Raw genomic sequence first — 701 nt, forward strand, 5'->3', positions numbered from 1 at the left:
CATTTCATGATGCAGAGCGAGGTTTACTGCTTCAACTAATGTAAGTTCAGCCATGTTTGCCTCCTTGCATTCGCATTGCTTTATTGATCAATTCATCGCGTTGAGCGTGAAGCTCTTGAGGAAGCGATTCGTAGAGGTAATCGAATCCAGTTTCAGGCGCTTGTTGAGGCAAGTTTAGGTAGCGTTCAACCGCGAGTTCGACTTGTTCCTTGCAGTCGCTTTGCCATTGTTGCTCTTGTTCATCGCTCCAAGCACCTTGATTGATCAAAAAGGTTTTTAGTCGGCTCACGGGCTCGAATTGCCATGCGGTTTGAACGTCATCTGCATTACGATAACGCGTCGCATCGTCGGCGGTGGTGTGGTCACTTAGGCGATAACTTACCGCTTCGATCAGTGCCGCCCCTTTGCCTTTTCGTGCTCGCTCTAATGCGGTCATGGTAGCGTCATACATAGCAACAACGTCGTTGCCATCGACGGTAATCCCTGGAATGCCAGCGCCTTTTGCTTTTTCAGAAAGAAACTCCGCCGCGCATTGCAAACTGCGTGGTACAGAAATCGCCCACTGGTTGTTATTCACCACAAAAACCAACGGAATGTTCCATGTCCCTGCGCAGTTGATGGATTCGAGAAAATCTCCTTTGGATGTCCCACCGTCGCCACACATGACCAGAGCCGCTTCGTGATTGCCTTGAATTTTCAAC

At 49.2% G+C, this 701-nt stretch carries 1 protein-coding gene; it reads right to left on the reverse strand.

The window, feature by feature from the left end:
- Positions 1-46: 46 nt before the first annotated feature.
- The coding region (locus R7Q11_RS26385; protein ID WP_263857204.1) for a thiamine pyrophosphate-dependent enzyme at positions 47-701 on the reverse strand (655 nt) is incomplete at its 5' end.

The sequence above is a fragment of the Vibrio sp. 970 genome (genome assembly GCF_033339075.1).